The organism is Aureimonas sp. Leaf324 (assembly GCF_001423245.1).
Classification (GTDB): domain Bacteria; phylum Pseudomonadota; class Alphaproteobacteria; order Rhizobiales; family Rhizobiaceae; genus Aureimonas.
Genome location: NZ_LMOH01000001.1, coordinates 280,373 through 301,533 on the forward strand (window position 1 = coordinate 280,373; position 21,161 = coordinate 301,533).

16 protein-coding genes are annotated in these 21,161 nt (G+C 65.9%); 10 read left to right on the plus strand and 6 right to left on the minus strand.

Annotation, left to right across the window (positions count from 1 at the left end):
• The first annotated feature begins 128 nt into the window (after positions 1 to 128).
• The 6 genes from ASF65_RS01410 to ASF65_RS01435 all read left to right on the plus strand — a co-directional run bounded on the left by ASF65_RS01410 (position 129) and on the right by ASF65_RS01435 (position 9,431).
• The gene (locus ASF65_RS01410; RefSeq protein ID WP_162239439.1) at positions 129 to 2,549 is read left to right on the plus strand and encodes a mechanosensitive ion channel domain-containing protein; all 2,421 of its coding nucleotides are present in this window, start codon (positions 129 to 131) and stop codon (positions 2,547 to 2,549) included.
• A 303-nt stretch (positions 2,550 to 2,852) separates the two neighbouring features.
• The gene (locus ASF65_RS01415; RefSeq protein ID WP_055884034.1) at positions 2,853 to 3,485 is read left to right on the plus strand and encodes an ATP-dependent Clp protease proteolytic subunit; all 633 of its coding nucleotides are present in this window, start codon (positions 2,853 to 2,855) and stop codon (positions 3,483 to 3,485) included.
• Between the two features lie 231 nt (positions 3,486 to 3,716).
• Complete coding sequence (gene clpX / locus ASF65_RS01420) at positions 3,717 to 4,985, plus strand: ATP-dependent Clp protease ATP-binding subunit ClpX (RefSeq protein WP_055884037.1); 1,269 nt, start codon at positions 3,717 to 3,719, stop codon at positions 4,983 to 4,985.
• Between the two features lie 247 nt (positions 4,986 to 5,232).
• Positions 5,233 to 7,656 carry an endopeptidase La gene (gene lon / locus ASF65_RS01425; protein WP_055884039.1) on the plus strand — a complete coding sequence of 808 codons (2,424 nt, stop codon included), beginning with the start codon at positions 5,233 to 5,235 and terminating at the stop codon, positions 7,654 to 7,656.
• Between the two features lie 170 nt (positions 7,657 to 7,826).
• Entirely contained in the window at positions 7,827 to 8,147 is a 321-nt protein-coding gene (locus ASF65_RS01430; protein ID WP_055884041.1) for an HU family DNA-binding protein, read from the plus strand.
• A 138-nt stretch (positions 8,148 to 8,285) separates the two neighbouring features.
• Positions 8,286 to 9,431: an amidohydrolase gene (locus tag ASF65_RS01435; RefSeq protein WP_055884044.1), complete on the plus strand. Its 1,146-nt coding sequence runs from the start codon at positions 8,286 to 8,288 to the stop codon at positions 9,429 to 9,431.
• 23 nt (positions 9,432 to 9,454) lie between these two features.
• On the opposite strand, the gene ASF65_RS01440 is transcribed toward ASF65_RS01435, so the two are convergent.
• Complete coding sequence (locus ASF65_RS01440; RefSeq protein WP_055884048.1) at positions 9,455 to 10,495, minus strand: HWE histidine kinase domain-containing protein; 1,041 nt, start codon at positions 10,493 to 10,495, stop codon at positions 9,455 to 9,457.
• Between the two features lie 59 nt (positions 10,496 to 10,554).
• Between ASF65_RS01440 and ASF65_RS01445 the strand changes: the two genes are divergently transcribed.
• Positions 10,555 to 10,938, plus strand: coding sequence for a BLUF domain-containing protein (locus ASF65_RS01445; RefSeq protein ID WP_082505097.1), 384 nt, complete (start codon positions 10,555 to 10,557; stop codon positions 10,936 to 10,938).
• Positions 10,939 to 10,991: 53 nt separating this feature from the next.
• Here ASF65_RS01445 and ASF65_RS01450 read toward each other — a convergent pair whose 3' ends face one another.
• The 4 genes from ASF65_RS01450 to ASF65_RS01465 all read right to left on the minus strand — a co-directional run bounded on the left by ASF65_RS01450 (position 10,992) and on the right by ASF65_RS01465 (position 14,278).
• Positions 10,992 to 11,738: a superoxide dismutase gene (locus ASF65_RS01450; RefSeq protein WP_055884054.1), complete on the minus strand. Its 747-nt coding sequence runs from the start codon at positions 11,736 to 11,738 to the stop codon at positions 10,992 to 10,994.
• A 95-nt stretch (positions 11,739 to 11,833) separates the two neighbouring features.
• Entirely contained in the window at positions 11,834 to 12,343 is a 510-nt protein-coding gene (locus tag ASF65_RS01455) for a copper chaperone PCu(A)C (RefSeq protein ID WP_055884057.1), read from the minus strand.
• Positions 12,344 to 12,419: 76 nt separating this feature from the next.
• A complete protein-coding gene (locus ASF65_RS01460) occupies positions 12,420 to 13,784 on the minus strand; it encodes a PepSY domain-containing protein (protein WP_055884060.1) in 1,365 nt (454 codons plus the stop codon).
• A 140-nt stretch (positions 13,785 to 13,924) separates the two neighbouring features.
• Complete coding sequence (locus tag ASF65_RS01465) at positions 13,925 to 14,278, minus strand: DUF2946 family protein (RefSeq protein WP_055884063.1); 354 nt, start codon at positions 14,276 to 14,278, stop codon at positions 13,925 to 13,927.
• Positions 14,279 to 14,582: 304 nt separating this feature from the next.
• Here ASF65_RS01465 and zwf point away from each other — a divergent pair, with 304 nt between their 5' ends.
• The gene (gene zwf / locus ASF65_RS01470) at positions 14,583 to 16,100 is read left to right on the plus strand and encodes a glucose-6-phosphate dehydrogenase (RefSeq protein ID WP_156369119.1); all 1,518 of its coding nucleotides are present in this window, start codon (positions 14,583 to 14,585) and stop codon (positions 16,098 to 16,100) included.
• The gene (locus ASF65_RS01475) at positions 16,100 to 18,766 is read left to right on the plus strand and encodes a hypothetical protein (protein WP_055884066.1); all 2,667 of its coding nucleotides are present in this window, start codon (positions 16,100 to 16,102) and stop codon (positions 18,764 to 18,766) included. Before zwf ends, ASF65_RS01475 begins: the two co-directional genes overlap by 1 nt.
• Positions 18,767 to 18,932: 166 nt before the next feature.
• Here ASF65_RS01475 and ASF65_RS01480 read toward each other — a convergent pair whose 3' ends face one another.
• Positions 18,933 to 20,084 (minus strand): Xaa-Pro peptidase family protein, encoded by a 1,152-nt coding sequence (locus ASF65_RS01480; RefSeq protein ID WP_055884069.1) that lies wholly within the window; start codon positions 20,082 to 20,084, stop codon positions 18,933 to 18,935.
• Between the two features lie 178 nt (positions 20,085 to 20,262).
• On the opposite strand from ASF65_RS01480, the gene ASF65_RS01485 reads away from it, so the two are divergent.
• A complete protein-coding gene (locus ASF65_RS01485; RefSeq protein ID WP_055884071.1) occupies positions 20,263 to 21,156 on the plus strand; it encodes an EamA family transporter in 894 nt (297 codons plus the stop codon).
• Positions 21,157 to 21,161 lie beyond the last annotated feature (5 nt).

A 21,161-nucleotide genomic window follows, 5' to 3' on the forward strand; every position in this document is an offset into this window, starting at 1 on the left:
GGTCGCAGGATTTCGCGACCTGCCATGGCTTCGTCGCATCCGGACTCTAGTTCGGGACCTCGAACCGCCCGGGCGCAGGCTTTCATCCGGCCCGGCGAAGACCCATGCCCGCCACGGACCGGAGCTCCATGATCCGACACACCGGTGCTCGAGCGCTGCTTCTCGCGTTCGGCCTTCTCGTCGCCTCGACGATTCTTCCTCAGCCGCTGCGAGCGCAGACCACGAACCTTCTTCCCAAGCTGCCGACGGCGACCAGTGGGACGGAGACATCGGCGGGAGCGCCGTCCGACGATCAGCGCAAGGACCTCGACGAGCTGATCCGCATCCTCGAGACCGAAGCGACGCGCAACAGGTTGATCGAGACGCTGAAGGCCAGCGCCTACCAGCCCTCGACCGAGACCTCCTCGACCGAGACGCCGATCCTGACCGGGGAGGGCGATCTCTCCGAATCCGTGCCGGCCCACCTTGCCTCCTACACCCGTTCCACCGTGGCGGCGCTTCAGGAGGGCACCACGGAGGTCGCCGGTCTCGTCGCCCAGGCCGGCGCGTTCCTTTCGGGAGCGCAGGCGATCAATCTGCCCCGCGTCTGGCAGGCCATCCTGCCGGTCTCGACCATCGCGATCGCGACGCTCCTGGCTCTCGCGCTGGTGTCGTTGCCGCGTCGCCGTCTGGTGCACTGGCTCGGATCGAAGGCGAAGCCCAAATCGCCGGTCCTGAGGCTGTCGCTCGCGGCCGGCGCGATGCTCGCCGACGCGCTGACGGTGATCCTGGCTGCGGCCGCAGGCCATGCGACCTCGCTCGTTCTGTCCGGCGGTCCGCCCGACATCAACGAAGCGCTGTTTCTCAATGCCTTCGCCTTGACCGAATTGATCAAGGTCGGGCTCGCGGCCTTCGTCGCTCCTCACAATCCGCCTCTTCGGTTGACCCCCTTCAGCGACGGGCAGGCGCGCTACTGGTATCGTCGGCTCGCTCTGGTGATCACGCTTCTCGGCTACACGTTCCTCTTCGTTGCGCCGGTGGTGCAGTCGATCTCGAGCATCGCGGCCGGCAATGCCGTCCGCTTCCTCGTCGTGACGGTGGCCTACCTCGTGATGCTGTGGCTCGTGCTGGCCAACCGGGAACGCGTGAAGCTGCGGCTGCAGCGAGCGTATCGCGAGGGCGCGCGCAACCCGCAGGCGCGCGTTCATCACCTTCTCGGCCACCTCTGGTGGCTGCTGGCGGCGTCCTTCGTGACAGCCCTCTTCGCTCTTTGGATCAGCAGTCCGCGCAACGGGTTTCAATTCATGCTCGGCGCCTCGCTGGTTTCGATCGCTGCGATGGCGGTCGGAGGGTTGGTCGTCACGATCCTGACGCGGTTCATCGTTCGGGGCATCCGCGTGTCGGCGGCCACCAGCGAGCGGTTCCCGCTTCTGGAGCGCCGGATCAACGGCTTCATTCCCAAGCTTCTCCTGATCCTGCGGATCATCGTCATCGCCGTCGTGATCGGGGTCATCCTTCACGCCTGGTCGATCATCGATCTCCAGTCCTTCGCGTCGAGCGATGTCGGCCGGCGATTGACGAGCGCCCTGATCGGGGCCCTCGTGATCCTGACCGTCGGTTTCGGCATCCATCTCGTCTTCTCGTCCTGGGTGGAATACCGGCTCAACCCGAACTTCGGCTCGGTGCCGACGGCTCGCGAGCGCACTCTCCTGTCGCTGTTCAAGAATGCTCTGACGATCGCGCTGGCGTTGATCGTGCTGATGCTGGTGCTCTCGCAGATCGGCATCAACATCGCGCCGCTCTTGGCAGGTGCCGGCGTCGTCGGCCTCGCGGTCGGTTTCGGCGCGCAGAAGCTTGTCCAAGACATCATCACCGGGGCGTTCATCCAGATCGAGAACGCCCTGAACGAGGGCGACGTCGTGCAGCTCGGTTCGGTATCGGGGGTCGTCGAGAAGCTGACGATCCGCTCGGTGAGCCTGCGCTCGCTCGACGGCACCTATCACCTGATTCCCTTCTCGTCGGTCGATCAGGTCGCCAACATGACGAAGGACTTCTCGAACTTCGTGGCGGACGTCTCGGTCGCCTATCGGGAGAAGGTCGGGGAGGTGAAGGCGGTGATGCTGGACGCGTTCCAGCGCGTGCGCGAAACGCCCGAGGGAACGAGCATCATCGCGGATTTCGAGATGCTCGGCGTCGAGACGCTCGGCGACAACGCGGTCGTCGTGCGCGGGCGGGTGAGAACGCTGCCGGGCAAGCAATGGGGGATCGGACGCCTCTACAAGGAGGTCATCAAGGAGATGATGGACGAGCGCGGCATCGAGATTCCCTTCCCGCAGACCACCGTCTGGTTCGGCGAGACGAAGTCGCACGAGGCGCCGCCGCTGCGCGTGGCCGGCATCGGAACGGAAGCGGCCGCAGAAGGCACGAACGCCGCGGAAGCTGGCGCGCCTGCCGCGACGAAGGCGACGGATCGCTCCAGCCTGAGAACGGTCACTCGAAATCCGGACGGCACGATCATACCGCCCGACCCCAAGGATCCCGACGAGGACGATGGCGACCCGTCGCGCTGAGGGCCCGTCCGGAAAGTCCCGGCGGAGCATCGAAGAGGCGTTTTCGTCGCCCATGAGGCGCCGAACGCAGTCGAGGCCGGCGGCATCGGCATGGACCGGGAACGGAAAAGGTGGCGGAGAGCACCGACGAGCCGAGCCGGCTTACCTTTCGGACGAGCTCCCAGAGCCTGGCTCGCGCGGGGCTGCCACCCGAAAAGGGCACCTTCTTGCGCAGGCCGCCCCACGCGCCCTATCTAGGCAAGCGGAATACCGAGCCTGATTCGACCGACACGGCGTCGGCCAGCCCCTTCACGAGAGACCACCATGAAGCATCCCGTCGAGACCATGATGAACCTTGTTCCGATGGTCGTCGAGCAGACGAACCGGGGCGAGCGGGCCTATGACATCTTCTCCCGGCTCCTGAAGGAGCGCGTGATCTTCATCACGGGCCCGATCGAGGACGGCATGGCGACGCTCGTCTGCGCGCAGCTGCTCTTCCTCGAGGCCGAGAACCCGAAGAAGGAGATCGCGCTTTACATTAACTCGCCGGGCGGCGTGGTGACGTCGGGCATGGCGATCTACGACACGATGCAGTTCATCAAGCCGGCCGTCTCGACGCTCTGCATCGGGCAGGCTGCGTCGATGGGCTCGCTTCTGCTCTGCGCCGGTCACAAGGACATGCGCTTTGCGACCCCGAACGCGAGAATTATGGTGCACCAGCCGTCGGGCGGCTTCTCCGGACAGGCGTCGGACATCGAGCGTCACGCGCTCGACATCATCAAGCTGAAGCGTCGCCTCAACGAGGTCTATGTCCAGCACACCGGCCAGGACTACGAGACCATTGAACGCACGCTCGACCGTGACCATTTCATGACGGCGGACGAGGCCAAGGATTTCGGCTTGATCGACAAGGTGCACTCGACCCGCGAGGCGGTCGAGGCGGCCATCTCGTCCTGATGCCTTGCGGACGCAACCGTCCTTGAAGTCGCCACGAGGCGGGCTTAGCCTCTCTTAAGCGTCGATCAAGGATAGCGTCGCTAGACTGTCACGGATGCGAGAGGGCCCGAGGCCGGAACCGCGTCCGCGGCGGGCGGTTGCTTTGTTCGCGGTGCAGCATAGGATGAGTCACGGGTCACTCGACCTATCTCCGGACCTCCACGTCCGAGGTACGGAACGGAAGGAAGAACGATGAGCAAAGTGAGCGGCGGCGACAGCAAGAACACGCTCTACTGCTCTTTCTGCGGAAAGAGCCAACACGAAGTCCGCAAGCTGATCGCCGGGCCGACGGTCTTCATCTGCGACGAGTGCGTCGAGCTCTGCATGGACATCATCCGGGAGGAGAACAAGTCCTCCATGGTGAAGTCCCGCGAGGGCGTTCCGACCCCGCAGGAGATCATCAAGGTCCTCGACGACTATGTCATCGGCCAGTCCTTCGCCAAGAAGGTCCTGTCGGTCGCGGTCCACAACCATTACAAGCGCCTCGCGCACGCGTCCAAGAACAACGACGTCGAGCTGGCGAAGTCCAACATCCTGCTGATCGGTCCGACCGGCTGCGGCAAGACGCTGCTCGCCCAAACGCTCGCCCGCATTCTCGACGTGCCCTTCACCATGTCGGACGCCACGACGCTGACCGAGGCCGGTTACGTCGGCGAGGACGTCGAGAACATCATTCTGAAGCTCCTGCAGTCGGCCGACTACAATGTCGAGCGCGCGCAGCGCGGCATCGTCTACATCGACGAGATCGACAAGATCAGCCGCAAGTCCGACAATCCGTCGATCACGCGCGACGTGTCGGGCGAGGGCGTGCAGCAGGCGCTTCTGAAGATCATGGAAGGCACGGTTGCGTCCGTACCTCCGCAGGGTGGACGCAAGCATCCGCAGCAGGAGTTCCTGCAGGTGGATACGGCGAACATCCTCTTCATCTGCGGCGGCGCTTTCGCCGGCCTCGATCGGATCATCTCGGACCGCGGCCGCAAGACTTCGATCGGTTTCGGCGCCAATGTCGAGAGCCCGGAGGATCGCCGCACCGGCGAGCTCTTCCGCAAGGTCGAGCCCGAGGATCTCCTGAAGTTCGGTCTGATCCCCGAGTTCGTAGGTCGTCTGCCGGTCCTGGCGACGCTCGAGGACCTCGACGAGCCGGCGCTGGTTCAGATCCTGGTCGAGCCGAAGAACGCTCTCGTCAAGCAGTACCAGCGCCTGTTCGAGATGGAGAACGTGGAGCTCTCCTTCCACGACGACGCGCTGAAGGCGATCGCCCGCAAGGCGATCGAGCGCAAGACCGGCGCCCGGGGCCTTCGCTCCATTATGGAGTCGATGCTGCTGGACACGATGTTCGATCTGCCGACGCTGGAAGGCGTGCAGGAAGTGGTGATCTCGGAAGAGGTCATCGATGGCAACGCGCGGCCGCTCTACATCTACTCGGACCGCAAGGACGAGAAAGAGACCGCGAGTGCCTGACGCACGCTCCAACCGGACCGTCTGAGCCTATCAAGCCCGCTCCGGAGCGCCGGGGCGGGCTTAACTTTTGTAAGAGGCGGTTCGCCGACCGCACCGTTCACCATTGAACCGCCTGCGGCCGGGTGCCACGGGTTGAACGGAGGGAGAACGGCGACCACATTGCAGTTGCGAGAAGGCCTTTCGATCCGGCGCCATTTGGGCCGATGCGAAAGGGCCTCCAGCGGCCTAGGCCGCAGAAAGGACAAGCATGTCAGACCCGACGTTCACAGCCGACGCGCCTGCCGAGGCCGGTCAGTATCCGGTCCTGCCGCTCCGCGACATCGTGGTGTTCCCGCATATGATCGTCCCCCTCTTCGTGGGGCGCGAGAAGTCCATCCGCGCGCTCGAGGAGGTCATGGGCGCCGACAAGCAGATTCTCTTGGCGACGCAGAAGAACGCGGGCGACGAGGATCCCGCTCCCGAGGCGATCTACGATCTGGGAACCCTCGCGAACGTCCTCCAGCTTCTCAAGCTTCCGGACGGCACTGTGAAGGTGCTGGTCGAGGGCGTATCGCGCGCGAAGATCTCGGGCTTTACCGATCGCACCGACTGGCACGAGGCGCACGCCACGATCGTTCCCGAGGTCGAGGATGACGCGGTCGAGGTCGAGGCGCTGGCTCGTTCGGTGATCTCGGAGTTCGAGAACTACGTCAAGCTGAACAAGAAGATCTCGCCCGAGGTCGTCGGTGCGGCCGGCCAGATCGACGACTACTCCAAGCTCGCCGATACGGTCGCCTCGCATCTTGCGATCAAGATCCCCGAGAAGCAGGAAATGCTCGGGATCGTCAGCGTTCAGGAGCGCCTCGAGCGCGCCCTCAGCTTCATGGAGTCCGAAATCTCGGTTCTCCAGGTGGAGAAGCGCATCCGCTCGCGCGTCAAGCGCCAGATGGAGAAGACGCAGCGCGAGTACTACCTGAACGAGCAGATGAAGGCGATCCAGAAGGAGCTCGGCGACGGCGAGGAAGGCCGCGACGAGCTTGCCGAGATCGAGGAGCGCATCAAGAAGACGAAGCTCTCCAAGGAAGGCAAGGAGAAGGCCTCGGCCGAGCTGAAGAAGCTGCGGCAGATGAGCCCGATGTCCGCCGAAGCGACCGTCGTGCGCAACTATCTCGACTGGCTGCTCGGCCTGCCGTGGGGCAAGGCCTCGAAGGTTCGCATCGACCTCAAGAAGGCCGAGGAGATCCTTGAGGAGGAGCACTACGGCCTCGATAAGGTCAAGGAGCGCATCGTCGAGTATCTGGCCGTGCAGAGCCGTCAGGCGAAACTCAAGGGTCCGATCCTGTGCCTCGTCGGCCCTCCGGGCGTCGGCAAGACCTCGCTCGCCAAGTCGATCGCGCGTGCGACCGGACGCGAGTATGTCCGCATGGCGCTCGGCGGCGTGCGCGACGAGGCCGAGATCCGCGGTCATCGCCGCACTTATATCGGCTCCATGCCCGGCAAGGTGATCCAGTCGCTGAAGAAGGCCAAGCGGAACAACCCGCTCTTCCTGCTCGACGAGATCGACAAGATGGGCCAGGACTTCCGCGGCGATCCATCGTCGGCTTTGCTTGAGGTGCTTGATCCGGAGCAGAACGCGACGTTCATGGATCACTATCTCGAGGTCGAGTACGACCTCTCGTCGACGATGTTCGTGACGACGGCCAATACGCTCAACATCCCCGGTCCGCTGATGGACCGCATGGAGTTGATCCGCATCGCCGGGTACACGGAGGACGAGAAGATCGAGATTGCCAAGCGGCACCTCTTGCCGAAGGCGATCAAGGACCACGCGCTGCAGCCGCACGAGTTCTCCGTCGGCGAGGACGCGTTGCGCGAGATCGCCCGTCGTTACACCCGCGAGGCCGGCGTGCGCTCCTACGAGCGCGAGCTGTCCAAGCTGGCACGCAAGGCGGTGACGCGGATCCTGAAGGGCGAAGTGACGTCGGTCGAGGTCACGGCCGCCAATCTCGCTGATTACCTCGGCGTGCCTCGCTATCGCTACGGCGAGGCGGAAGCTGAGGACCAGGTCGGCGTGGTAACGGGTCTTGCCTGGACCGAGGTCGGCGGCGAACTGCTGACGATCGAAGGCGTCATGATGCCCGGCAAGGGCAAGATGACGGTGACGGGCAACCTGAAGGACGTGATGAAGGAGTCGATCTCCGCCGCTGCGTCCTACGTCCGCAGCAGGGCGATCGAGTACGGCATCGAGCCGCCGCTCTTCGACAAGCGGGACATCCACGTCCACGTGCCGGAGGGTGCGACGCCGAAGGACGGTCCGTCCGCCGGCATTGCGATGGCCACCGCCATCATCTCGGTGATGACGGGCATCCCGGTCCGCCGCGACATCGCCATGACGGGCGAGGTTACGCTGCGCGGCAGGGTGCTGCCGATCGGCGGGTTGAAGGAAAAGCTCCTGGCCGCTCTTCGCGGAGGAATGACGAAGGTTCTGATCCCGGCCGAAAACGCCAAGGATCTCGCCGACATTCCGGACAACGTGAAGAACAATCTGGAGATCGTTCCGGTCTCGCGGATGGGCGAGGTGCTGCAGCACGCGCTGTTGCGCACGCCGCAGCCGATCGAGTGGACCGAGGAAGATGCCGCGGCTCACCTCGCCAAGCAGAAGGACGATTCGCAGGGCGCCGTCGCGCACTGAGACGTCCATTGAGGTCAAAAACGATCAGAATGCCGCCCTCCGGGCGGCATTTTTCGTTCAAGGCCCTTGTTTTGGTGGGTTTGGCACCATCTCGACCTTGAAGGCCGACCATCTTTTCCGCAGTGTATCTCACCGAGTCGGTGCGACTAATTCAACGCTGGAGACTGTGTATGAACAAGAACGAACTCGTCGCCGCGGTGGCGGACAAGTCCAAGCTTTCGAAGCAGGATGCCACCACTGCCGTCGACGCCGTCTTCGACGCGCTTCAGGATGCCATGGCGAAGGGCGACGATGTTCGTCTCGTCGGCTTCGGCACGTTCTCCGTCTCCCACCGTGCAGCCTCGAAGGGCCGCAACCCGTCGACGGGCGCCGAGGTCGATATCCCGGCGCGCAACGTCGCCAAGTTCACGCCGGGCAAGGGTCTGAAGGACGCGGTGAACGTCGAGGCCGCTCCGAAGGCGAAGGCGCCCAAGACCGCCAAGGCCAAGTAAGAAAAGATCAGCGGCGGGACGGTCCGGTACCGTCCCGCCGCCCTCGCGTCGCGGTACGTCGATACAGCGATTTTCGACGCGTGGGCATCCGCGCCGTTTCCCAACCACTGTTGATCGTCCATTCGAGCGAGTTGTCCGATGCCGGCAAGCGATCCCCATTTGACGGAGATCGTAGCGCTTCGCCATCTCCTGCACGCCCACCCCGAAGTCTCGAATGCCGAGGCCTGGACGGCTGGGGTCATTGCCGAACGTCTGCAGGCTTGCGGTCCGGATGAGATGTTCACGGGCCTCGGCGGGCATGGCGTCGCTGCCATGTGGCGTGGCCGGGCGCATGGACCGACGGTCCTTCTCCGCTCCGAACTGGACGCGCTGCCGATCGCAGAGATCGGAAATTCCCCTCACCGATCCCGTAATGCAGGTGTCGGCCATCTCTGCGGCCATGACGGCCATAGCGCGATCCTGATGTTGCTGGCTCACCGGCTGGCCGAGCGCGGGCCGGAACGAGGACGCGTCGTCCTCCTCTTCCAGCCTGCCGAAGAAACCGGGGAGGGCGCCGCGCGCGTCATCGACGACCCGCGCTTTGCAGACCTGACGCCCGACTACGCGCTCTCCCTGCACAATCTCCCGGGACTGCCCTTCGGCGAAGTCGCGCTGCGCGAGGGGCCCGTCAATTGCGCTTCGCGCGGCATGCGGATCGTGTTGACGGGCCGCACCGCCCATGCGTCGATGCCGTGGGATGGAATTTCGCCAGCGACGGCATTGGCCGAACTGATCGAAGCCCTGCCGCAGTTGAGCCAAGGCCGCGAACTCGACGAGGCGTTCCGTCTGGCGACGGTGACACACGCGCGGCTGGGGGAAGCGGCCTTCGGGATCGCGCCAGGGCATGCCGAAGTGTGGACGACGCTGCGGACCCTTCGCGACGGCAGCATGGAAGCTCTCCGACACGAGGCCGAAGCACTGGCGCATCGCACCGCTTCGAAACACGGGCTCGAGCTGGCAGTCACCTACGACGACGTGTTCCGGCACTGCGAGAACCACCCGGAGGCGGTGCGCATGCTTCAGGCGGCCTTGGATGCGGAGGGTGTCAAGCACTCGCCGGGCCTGCCGATGTTCCCGTCGGAAGACTTCGGGCGGTTCGGCGACCATGCCCGCTCGGCAATGTTCTTCCTGGGTGCCGGGGTGGATCATCCCCGCCTCCACAACCCCGACTACGACTTCCCCGATGCGCTGATCCCGATCGGTGCGGGCGTTTTCGAGCGAGCGGTGCGCGATCTACTCGGTTGAAGGGATGGCCGTCGCGGGCGCCCTTATGGAAAGGTCCAACTCGTCGCTTCGCGGCCGAGAGGCTGGAGCGGGGCACGCAGGCGGAAGGTGAAACCTTCCGGCTTGAACTCGATCGTCGCTGTGCCGGCAAATTCCGCGGCCAGCACGCGTTCCACGATGCGGGTTCCGTAACCGGTGCGCGTCGGCTGCGAGACCGGCGGCCCACCGTGCTCGTACCAGCCGAAGTCGAGATGATCGTCGTCGACCGACCAGCGGATCTCGACGGTGCCTTCCCGGTTCGACAGGCTTCCATGCTGCAGGGCGTTTTCCGCCATTTCATGTACAGCGAGCGAGAGCATGGTCGCAATGCGCGGCTTGAGGCGGACCTCGGGCCCTTCCACCGTCAGTCGGTCGCCGACGCTGGCATGCAGCGGTTCGAGGGCTCCCTTCACGACGTCGCTGAGAAGGGCACTGGCCCAAGCTTCGGCGGTCAGCACGTCGTGGCTGCGCGCCAGCGCCTGAATGCGCCCCGACACCGCCGAGGCGACGTTCGACGGAACCTTCGCATCGCGCAGCGTCTGAAGCACCACGCTCTGCACGGTCGCCAGCGTGTTTTTTACACGATGATCCAGTTCGCGGTTGAGGAGGAACCGATGCTCCTCCGCCCGCTTACGATCCGTCACGTCGAACTGCGACGCGAAAAAATACGCGAGTTCGCCGTCCTGGAAGACGGGCGAAACGAGAAGCGCGTTCCAGAACGTCGTCCCGTCCTTGCGATAGTTGAGGAGGTCGATCTCGATCGACTGCCGCGCGTCGATCGCGTCCCGAAGGCGACCGACGTCGTCCTGATTGGTCGCGGGACCCTGAAGGAAACGGCAGTTGCGACCGATGATCTCGTCGCGGTCGTAGCCCGTCAACCGGAGGAAGGCGTCGTTGCAGAAGACGATCGGATTGTCGTCTTCGCGCGGGTTCGTGATGATCATCGGCATGCGCGTCACGCGCACGGCAGAGGCGAATGGATCGGCACTGAGGCCGCTGCTGATTTCCAGCTCCCGACCGATCCGCCGGCGTTCCTGCTCGCTCATGGTCGCCTGCGCCCGCTCAACCAGTGTTGCGGGCGAGATCCGCCGCGATCTGCCCGTCCATGCGATTGCTTGCGTGGTTCAGCGGCGGATGGCAATGGTCCAAGGGCTCGGAGGCCCCAATGTTTCTGCGTTTAGTCTACGTATCCAATCTTTCCGACGACGTGTCGCACGAAAACCTCGACGCCATCGTCGAGCGGTCGCGCGCGCGCAACGAGCGGACCGGGGTGACGGGTATACTGGCGGTGGACGACCGGAGGGTCCTGCAGATCCTCGAAGGACCGCCCGATGCCGTTCAAGGGTTGTACGAGCGAATTCTCAACGACAGACGACACCATGAGGTCGTCGAGATCGATAGGCGCATCGTCGACGCCCGGCACTTCGGAAGCTGGGGCATGGTGCGCCGAAGCATGGTCGACGTGGTCATGCTGGCCATGACGCTCTGACCGCAGGAGGACGGGCGCGCGACGTCTCGCGCCCGCCCGTGTCGTGAGGTCCTTCAGCCGGCGATTGCCTTGGCGTAGTGCTCCGAGACCTTCGTCCAGTTCACCGCATCCCACCACGCGGAGAGGTAGTCGACCCGGCGGTTGTTGTAGGTGAGATAATAGGCGTGTTCCCACACGTCGTTGCCGAGTACCGGCGTGCCGCGCTTTTCCGCGACGTCCATCAGCGGATTGTCCTGGTTCGGCGTCGATGTGACGGCGAGCTTCTTGTCGCCGTCGACGATCAGCCAGGCCCAGCCGGAGCCGAACCGGCTGGTGCCGGCCGTCTGGAATGCCTTCTTGAACTCCTCCATCGATCCGAAGGATTCGTTGATCGCCGCCGTCAGTTCGGCCGACGGCTCGCCGCGCTGACCTTCCGGCGCCATGATCTGCCAGAAGAACGTGTGGTTCCAGTGGCCGCCCGCGTTGTTGCGGATCGCGGCCGGACGTTGCCCGGCGTTCGCGACAAGCTCCTCCAGCGGAACATCGGCGATCGAGGGGTCGGTCTTGGCCGCGTTGTTCAGAGCCGTGATGAACGCCTGATGGTGCTTGGAGTGGTGGAGCTCCATCGTCTTGGCATCGATGATCGGCGCCAGTGCATCGTAGGAATAGCCAAGCTCAGGCAGCTTGAACGGTTCGCTCTGCGCGGCGTCTGCGGATGCGGCGGGGGCTGCCTGCTGCGCCTGCGCCGGCTGGATGGGAGCCAGCACCGTGGCGGTCAGCGCGAGCGCGCCGAGGCACGAGGGAATGAGGAGGCGACGCATGAAGGGGCTCCGTTTCGGACGATCGGTCCAACCGGAACGACGCCCCTCCGGCGGCGTTTCAAAAACAAGTCGTGATCGGACGTCGCGGTCACGCCTTACGGCGTGTGGGCGGCGTGCTCGCCCTTGGCGCCCATCGCGTCCACCTTCATCTGCACCTCGACCGTCCCGGCCTTCTCGAAGGAGAGCTCCAGCGGGATCATCTGCCCTTCGCGAAAAGGCTCCTTCACACCGACCAGCATCAGATGCAGGCCGCCGGGCGCCAGTTTCGCCTCTTCGCCTGGTGGCAGCGCAAGGCCGCCGTCGACCTTGCGCATCGTCATCACGCCGTCCGTGATCGACATGTCGTGCACCTCGACGGCCGTGGCGACCGGCGACGTGATGGATGTCAGGCGATCGGCACCCTTGCCCTCGTTCTTGAGAACGAGGTAGCCGACGCCTGTCTTGGCGCCGGGGGGCATGGCGCGGCTCCACGGGTGGTCGATCTCGATCGAGCCCGCCTTGTATTCATGTGCCGAGGCGAGGGACGAACCGAGCGATGGCCCGGCAAGTGCGGCGGCGACCGACAGAAGCGCCAAGCGCCGGAAGATGGAAGTTGGATGGACCATGGATCGGTTCTCAATGTTGAATGGGCGGGAGGGCGGACCGGACTTTTCCCGAGCCGAAGTCCGCCGCGGATTTCGATCAGGCTGGTAGGGGGCGAGCGAGCCGACGCACGAGGAAATCGATCGCAAGCATGACGACGAGCGAGGCGCCGACGAGGGGGAAGAGGATGCCGCCGATCGCCAGACAAACCAGCAGCCCGCGTAGCACGCGTCGATCCTTCGGCATCGGCGGAACACCCATCGACCGGGACGGCCGGCGCTTCCACCACATCACGCCCGCCGAAACGGCCAAGACGACGTTGCCGACGCAGACCAGGAGAAGCACGATCTGGTTGGCAAGGCCGAACTGTTGTCCGAGATGGACACTGATCCCCCATTCCAGTGCGCGGCCGAGCGGGCCGTAATCCGCGTAGCCCATGTCGATCAGCGGTTTGCCGGTGTACTGATCGAGATGCACGACGCGCTGTTCGGCGGCATCGTCCGGGTAGACCGACCCGGTGTAGACGCCGGTAGCGGTGGTCGGAATGTTGAGCGCGAAGCCGTGGTGGAGCCCGAGCGTCTCGAACTGGCCGACAGCCGCGTCGAGGCCGATCGGCGCCTGCGGGGCGGGAGCCGACGTGGGGACGGTGGCCTGTTCCATCGACCAGCTGGTCGGCCCGCTCTGGCTGAGCTTGACCCCGGACATGGGAACGTCGGTGCGTACGCCGGACGGATAGCCGAAGTTCGAGCCGTTCGCCCACTGGTTCACCTGTCCGCCCCAGACCTGCGACCACGGCATGCCGGTCACGGCGAGGAAGACGAGAAAGCCGCCGACGGCGATCCCCGTGACGGCATGCGTGTCGCGCCAGAAGACCCGGCGGGCCGGGGTGCCCCGCACCGAGACGACGCCCCCGTTCTGCCCGCGCGGCCACCAGAGAAAGATGCCCGTGGCGACGAGGAGGATCGACCAGCCCGCCGCGATCTCGACGGCTCCGCGCGCGACGGGTCCGAAGAACTTGAGGCTATGGAGCTGGCGGATGGTCCACATGATCGTGCCGCGATCGGGCAAGGCGCCCAGAACCGAGGCATCGTAAGGATTGACGTAAACGGCGAGGCGTTCGCCAGCGTCCGTCCGCACCGTGATCTCCGCCGAGGTGCCGGCGTCGACCGGATCGGTGTACTTGACCGCGGTGCCAGGATGGGCGGCGAGGGCGGCCGCGACCATCTCAGACGGACTGGTGGGCGTCGCGCCCTCCGCGGCGTCAACCCGTTTCACGTCCGCATGGACGATCGCGTCGATCTCGTCGCGGAAAAGATAGAGGCCACCCGTGATCGAAAGGCTCACGAGAAATGGAAGGACGAACAGCCCGGCGTAGAAGTGCCAACGCCAGACGGCGCGATAGAGATCGACCGACGAGGCGGCGCGCGCGGCGCGTCCCGGGCGATCGAGAATGAGATCCGACATGGATGAAGGTCCGGCAGCGAGGAAGCGATCGCATGACCTTCGGGCCATGCGCGAGCCGTCGACATCGCCCGACCCCTGACGCATCGGGTCAGGCAGGTGGCGGGCTCGCAATGGCCGACGTCTCGAGGCGAGGGGCCGTCTCAGGCCGTCGCCGGTGGTCCTCGTGTGGTTCTCGGTGTGTCCGGCACCGAGGCGAGCACGTCCGCAAAGCTGCGGAACCGCGCGGGCTGAGCCGGCTCGAAGGCATCCGTCGGAGCGGTTGGCGTGACGGACGGCGCGACCCATCCGGCGAACATGGCGCAGCCGAGCGTGCAACAGGCCGCCGCCTTCGAGTGATCGTTCGACGAATCGCCGTCGTCGCCGTGGCCGATATCGGCGCTGGCGAGGCAGAGGACATTGCCGAACTGGTCGCGGCGCATGGAATCGGCACTGGCACCCTCGGACAGCGCGAGAAGACCGCCGTGGACGACGAAGAGCAGCGCGACGACGCGCACGACCCATCCCGTCCAGCTTCTGCGACTCCACGACACCGTTGGATCGTCCCCCCGAGGTTCTGCCCGTTTCGATAGCACGGGCCTTTCGCGTGCGATACGTGGACGAATGGTCCGAGGCGCAGGTCGCGTTCCGCCGTCGTTCCGCGATTTCGGGGCCCCGATCGGCGTGGCGACACACAGAAACTGATGCGTCCGCCGTTTACAGGCGGCTAACGGCTCCCACCTCCCTTCAGCCGGACGCGGCGATATGCGACGTGTCGCTGCGTAGCGCCCCATGCCTCGTTTGTTTCGCCGGGAACCCGCCATGACAGCCCCCACCGTTGCGCCTGCCTGCACGCTCGTTCTCTTCGGTGCCGCCGGAGATCTGGTGAAGCGGCTCCTGATTCCGTCGATCTACGACCTCATGGTCTCGGGCGTTCTCGACCCAGCCTTCCGGATCATCGGCGTCGACCGCGCGGAACTCGGCGACGAGGCGTGGCGCCGGAGCCTGAACGACGCCCTGCACCAGATGGTGGCGGACCCGGCGGCCGAGTTCAACGCGGGTTCGATCCGCGAGGACGTGTGGCAGGACCTCGGCGGGCGGCTCACCTACCAGCGCGGCGACATCACGCTGGACGAGACCTATCAAGCGTTGGCCGGCCGGATCGCGGGCAGCGCGATCTTTTACTGCGCGGTGGCCGGACGCTTCTTCGGGCCGATCGCCGACGGGCTCGGCAAGGCCGGCCTCTTGCAGGAAACCCCGACAGCCTTTCGCCGGCTGGTGGTCGAGAAGCCGTTCGGCGACGATCTCGCCTCGGCCCGCGCGCTCGACGACAAGATCCTCGGATGGGCCAAGGAGCCGCAGATCTACCGGATCGACCATTTCCTAGGCAAGGAAACGGTGCAGGCGATCCTGGCGCTGCGGTTCGCCAACCGCATCTTCGAGCCGCTCTGGTCGAACGCGCATCTCGATCACGTGCAGATCACGGCGGCCGAAGTGCTGGGCGTCGAGGGGCGCGGCAGCTTCTACGAGCGGGCAGGCGCCCTTCGCGACATGGTGCCCAACCACCTGTTTCAGATCCTCGCCATGGTGGCGATGGAGCCGCCGAAGGATCTCGGTGAACAGGCCGTGCGCGATGCCAAGGGCGAAGTTCTGGCGGCGGTCCAGCCGGTGAAGCCGGGGGATATGGTGCGCGGCCAATACGCCGCCGGCACCGTCAACGGCACACCGCGCGTCGCCTACCGTGAGGAGCCGGGCGTCGATCCGCACAGCCGCACGGAAACCTATGCCGCCATCCGGCTCGCCATCGCCACGCCGCGATGGACCGGCGTGCCCTTCTACCTGCGCACCGGCAAGCGCCTCGCGGCGCATCGCACGGAGATCGTGCTGCAGTTCAAGCCGTCCGCGCATCCGATCTTCGGCGAACCGCACGACGCGAATCGGCTGACGCTCCATATCGACGGCGACAAGGGCCTGCGCACGGACTTCCAGATCAAGGCGCCGGGTCCCGGCATGGCTCTGGCGCCGGTCGCGGAGACCTTCAGGCACGACGACTTCTTCGAGCATGTCCCGAACATCGGCTACGAGTCGCTTCTCTACGCCTGCATGATGGGCGATGCGTCTCTGTTCCAGCGGGCGGATGCCATCGAGGCGCCGTGGCGTTCGGTGGAGCCTGTGCTGGAAGCCTGGAAGACGGGCGAGCCGGACCTCTATGCGGCCGGCAGCGCCGGACCGGCGTCGGCCGATGCGCTCCTCTCGCGCGATGGCCGTGCCTGGGCCAGCCTCCAACCCGAGCCCGATGGGCGAGCGGGCCGACGGATGGCCGACGGGGCCGCCGCCTGATGAACGAACCCAAGCGCTCGCCACTGCTGGCGACCGTCGAGGGGCAGCGTCTCGATGGCCCCGACGCGGCGGCGTGGCGCGTGTGGGGACCGTATCTCGCCGAGCGCCAATGGGGCACGGTGCGGGAGGACTACAGCGCCGACGGCGATGCTTGGTCCTATCTGCCGCACGACCACGCACGGTCCCGTGCCTACCGGTGGGGCGAGGACGGGATCGCGGGCTTCTGCGATGCGGACCAGATCTGGTGCCTGTCGCTCGGGTTGTGGAATGGCGCGGATCCCATTCTCAAGGAGCGTCTGTTCGGTCTGACGAATGCGGAGGGCAATCACGGCGAGGACGTCAAGGAACTCTGGTGGCATCTCGATGCCGTCCCGAGCCACGCCTGGCAGTCCATGCTGTATCGCTATCCGCAGGCGCGGTTCCCCTACGAGGATCTCGTCGCCGAAAACGCCCGGCGGCGCGGATCGCCGGCTGCGGAGTACGAGCTGGCGGACACCGGCGTCCTTGCCGGCAATCGGTTCTTCGACGTGCAGGTGGACTACGCGAAGGCGTCTCCGAACGACGTCCTGATGCGCGTCACCGTCATCAATCGTGGGCCGGACAGCGCGGTCCTCCACGTCCTGCCGCAACTCGTCGCGCGGAACACCTGGAGTTGGAGGCCGGCCTCGACGAAACCGCAGATCGCACCGGCCGGCTGCGATGCGGTGACGGCGTCGCATCCGAAGTGGCCGGACATGCGCTTCTCGGCCCTTCAGCCGACAACGTGGCTATTCTGCGAGAACGAGACGAACGCGGCGCGGTTCGGTGGGCCGGCGGGCGGCGGCCCGTTCAAGGATGCCATCAACAACCACATCGTCGGCGCGGGGTGCGTCGCGCTGCCGGGCGAGGGCACGAAAGCGGCAGCCCATTCCGTTCACGAGATCCCCGCCGGCGGGCGGATCGTCCTGCGATACTGCTTCGCGCCGGCGGCGGCCGGCCTCGTCGGTCCGGCCGAGTTCGATACCATCCTGGCGACGCGCCGTGACGAGGCGGACGCGTTCTACGACGCGCTGCAGGCCGGCATGGCGGACCGCGACGTGAGGCTGGTCCAGCGGCGAGCGCTCGCCGGCCTCCTCTGGTCCAAGCAGGTCTATCGCTACGACGTGAAGCGCTGGCTGGATGGTGACGCAGCGCAGGCTCCCCCGCCCGCGTCACGCCTCAGGGGCCGCAACGTCGACTGGACGCATCTCGACGCGGCCGACGTCATCCTCATGCCGGACACGTGGGAGTATCCGTGGTTCGCATCCTGGGATCTGGCGTTCCATGCCATGGCCGCGGCGATCGTCGATCCTGCGCTCGCCAAGCAGCAACTCCTTCTCTTGACCCGCGACTGGTACATGCATCCGAACGGCCAGCTCCCGGCCTACGAATGGAACTTCGGTGACGCCAATCCGCCCATCCAGGCGTTCGCCGCCCTGCGGGTCTATCGCATGGACGCCGCGTTCAACGGAGCGCCGGATCGCGACTTCCTGGAGCGGCTGTTCCACAAGTTGATGGTGAACTTCACCTTCTGGGTGAACCGGAAGGACTCGCAAGGGCGCAACCTCTTTCAGGGCGGCTTCCTCGGCCTCGACAATATCGGCGTCTTCGATCGCTCCGCCCCGATCCCCGGCGGCGGCACCCTCGAGCAGGCCGATGCCACCGCCTGGATGGCGATGTACGCGCTGAACCTCATGCGCATGGCGCTGGAACTCGCGGAGGCCGATGCGGTCTACGAAGACATCGCGTCGAAGTTCTTCGAGCACTTCCTGATCATCGCCTCCGCCATGACGCATGTCGGCGCATCGGAAGCCGATAAGGCACAGCCCGGCGGACGGGGGTTGTGGGACGAGGAGGACGGCTTCTTCTACGACGCCCTGATCCTGCCGGACGGAACGGAGGCGACGCTTCGCGTGCGCTCGCTGGTGGGGCTCATCCCGCTCTGCGCGGTGGAGGTGCTCGACGCCGGGCTGGCGGAGCGGCATCCCGATTTCGCCCGGCGCCTCGACTGGATGCTCCGGCATCGCCCCGACCTCACCATGCAGGTGTCGCGCTTCGCCGAGCCGGGAAAGGACGAACGCTACCTCCTGTCGCTCCTGCGGCGCCAGCGCATGGCGCGGCTGATGAACCGGCTCTTGGACGAGGGCGAGTTCCTGTCGCCCTACGGCATTCGCTCCCTGTCGAAGGTACACGAGGCGCAACCCTTCGCGATGGAGCGCGACGGAGCGCAGTTCGAGGTTCGATACGAGCCGGGCGCTTCGGCCTCCGGCATCTTCGGCGGCAACTCGAACTGGCGGGGACCGGTCTGGATGCCGCTCAACCTCATGATCGTGGAGGCGATCCGCGAGTTCGAGCGGTTCTACGGCGACGGTTTCGTCCAGGAGTGCCCGTCCGGCTCGGGGCGAACGGCGACGCTGACGGAGGTCGCCGACGATCTCGCGGCTCGCATCTGCGCTCTCTTCGCCCGGCAGGCGGACGGGACGCGCCCGGCGCTCGGCGGCCCGGCGCCGCGAGGGGGAGCGGACGACGTCGAGCTGATCGTCCTCAACGAGTTCTTCCACGGCGACACCGGCCTCGGCCTCGGCGCCTCGCACCAGACCGGCTGGACGGCACTCGTTGCGCTGCTTCTACAGCCGGCGTCGACCTGAATCCGAGCCGATGGGCCCTCGATTTCTCGCTTACTGAACGAGGTGAGGGCGATCGCACGGAGGGCAGGGGCTCGCTCGATGACTGGAGACCGTGTCCGTGTCCAACGATCATCCGCGGCGCCCGACCGAGACGACGCCCATGGCGTCCCTGCCGAACGTCACCGCTTCAGCGTCGCGCCGACGGGCTGTCATCCGGCGCGGTGAACCATTCCGGGCCCGCGTCGGTCATGAAGACATGGTCCTCGAGCCGCACGCCGAACCGATTGGGCATCACGATCATCGGCTCGACCGAGAAGCACATGCCGGGCTCGAGCCGGGTCTCGTTGTTCCGGACGATGTAGGGCGCCTCGTGGATCTCGAGGCCGAGCCCATGGCCCGCCCGGTGCGGCAGGCCGGGAAGCCGGTAGTCCGGACCGAGGCCATGGCGGGCGAGAACGTCGCGCGCCGCGCGATCGAGGGACGAGCAGGTCGCCCCGATGCGTGCCGCCTCGAACACCGCGTCCTGGGCTTCCCGCTCGATCCGCCAGATCCGCTCGACGTCCGGTGCCGGCTCGTCGAGGACATAGGTGCGCGTGAGATCGGAATGATAGCCGTCGAGGCGGCACCCCGTATCGACGAGGATCACGTCGCCGTCGCCCAACGTTTGTTCGCCGTCGGCACCGTGCGGAAGCGCCGTCGCCGCGCCGAACGAGACAATGGCGAAGGTCGAGCCGTCGTCGGCGCCGAGGCGGCGGTGCTCCGCGTCGATGAAGGCGACGACCTCGGAGGCGGTCACGCCGGGTCGCATGTCAGCGCGGACGCGTTCATGGATGCCGAGCGTCAGGCCCATCGCATGGCGGATGATGGCGATCTCGGCCCCAGACTTTCGCATGCGGAGCTGGGAGACGAGCGGGCCCCCGTCGCGCAACCGATGCGTGCCGAACACGGCCACCAGCCGATGATACTGAAACAGCGGGATCTGCTCGTCGAGTGCGAGAACGGCGCCGGGCCGCAGCAGCGAAGCGACGAGGCGCATCGGCTCCTCTTCCTCCTGCCAGGCGACGATCTCGCCGGGGAGGCGGGGCAGGGTCTCGACGCGCGAGCACTCGAAGCCCGGCACGACGTAGCGAAGACTGTCACGCGTCACCAGCGCGCCGCAGAACCGCTCGCTGCCGTGCCAGACGAGCCCCGTGAAATAGCGCAGGCTTTCGGTCGAGCCGAGAAGGAGGGCGTCGATGCCGGCTTCGTCGAGAAGCGCGCGCAACCGCTCGAGGCGCTCCTGTCGCTCGTCGTTTCCGATGCAAGGAACCGGATGTTGCCAAGCGGCTTGGACGGCCATCGTGCGCTCCTTGAAAGAAAGTGAATTTCGCGGCTGACATGCCGCGACTGTCGGCGACTTGCAAGGTACGGATCACGCCGCTGGCGACAGCGCTTGCCACCTGGAACTCCATCAGTCAGGAAAGCATACGGACGGGACTCGGAACGATGTCTCCACGGATTTCGGGAGGCGTCTCGTCATGGCGGACCCACAACCTCGCCTTGCCGCCAGTCTTGCGCTTCTCCTGCTTCTCGCGACGCTTTGGGGCGCGTCCTACACGTTCATCAAGATCGCGGTGGAGACCATCCCGCCGGTGACGCTGATCGCGACACGCACGCTGATCGCGGGATCGGTGCTTTGGGCGGTGCTGCGTCTGCGCGGCCTTCGCCTGCCGATGGATCGGCGCAATCTCGGCCGCTTCTTCGTGCAGGCTTGCCTGAACTCCGTGGTCCCGTTCGTGCTCGTCGCGTGGGGAACGCAGTTCGTGGATGCAGGGTTGGCAACGATCCTCAACTCGCTGACACCGGTTTTCGCGTTCCTCATCAACTGGGGCATCACGCGCCACGAGGTGGTGACGGGCCGCAAGGCGTTCGGCGTCGCCGCCGGCCTCTTCGGCATCTGCCTCGTCGTCGGACCGTCGGCGCTGCAGGGCGCGAACCAGCAGCTCGTCGCGCAAGTCGCGATCATCGTCGCCGCGATGGCTTACGGCGCCGCGGTCACCTTCGGGCGGACGTTTCGCGATCTTGATCCGATGATGCCGGCGTCCGGATCGCTCCTGTTCGGCGCGGCGATCCTGATTCCGGTGAGCCTTGTCGTGGATCGGCCATGGACGCTCGCACCTTCGACGGCGTCGATCATGGCGCTGATCGCGCTCTCGCTCTTCTCCACCGCACTGGCCTTCACCCTCTACTTCTACCTGCTGAAACGCATCGGCTCGGTCGGGGTGACGGCACAAGCCTATCTGCGCGTGCCGATCGGCGTCGGGATCGGCATGATCGTCCTGCACGAGATGCCTCAGCCGACAGCCTGGTTCGGCCTCGCGCTCGTGATCGTCAGCGTGGTGGCGATGACCTTGCCGAAACGTCGGGCCTGAACGTC